Genomic DNA, 531 nt, shown 5'->3' on the forward strand with positions numbered 1-531 from the left:
GCGTTCCACAGCACCACCGGCAGGAAGCACAGCAGCGCCAGGCCCGCCGTGAGCCACGCTCCCGCCGGCAGCCTCCGGGCCCGCAGCGCCGCGAGCATGAACGCGAGCCCCAGGAGCACCGACGGATACTTCGACAGCAGCGCGAGGCCACACGTCAGTCCCGCCAGCACCCACCGCTCGCGTTGGAGCGCCCACAACCCCAGGGCCCAGAACAGCAGCATCGGCGCGTCGGGCGTGGCCCACACCCCGGCGACGATGCCCACCGGCACCGCGCTCCACAGGGCCGCCGCGCGCCAGGCCGCCTCGCGCGTGCCATGCACGTCCCTGGCGAGCCCCCACACCGCCACGCCCGTCCCCAGGCCGCACAGGAGCGCGGCGCCCCGAAGCCCCAGCGCGGCGATGAGCCACGCCACCATCGGCGGGTGGTCGAAGTACCCCCAGGCGAGGTGCCGCGCCCACTGCCAGTAATAGGCCTCGTCGAAGTAGGTATCCGTGCCCAGCGCCAGCGCGAGCCGCACCACCACCCCCACC

Annotated in this window: 1 protein-coding gene; it reads right to left on the reverse strand. The window is 74.6% G+C overall.

Annotated elements, in window-relative coordinates; genetic code table 11:
* Positions 1–530 (reverse strand): glycosyltransferase family 39 protein (locus tag D7V93_RS43890; RefSeq protein ID WP_120648744.1); only part of this gene is annotated, 530 nt, incomplete at its 3' end.
* Position 531 lies beyond the last annotated feature (1 nt).

This window comes from Corallococcus llansteffanensis (assembly GCF_003612055.1).
Classification (GTDB): domain Bacteria; phylum Myxococcota; class Myxococcia; order Myxococcales; family Myxococcaceae; genus Corallococcus; species Corallococcus llansteffanensis.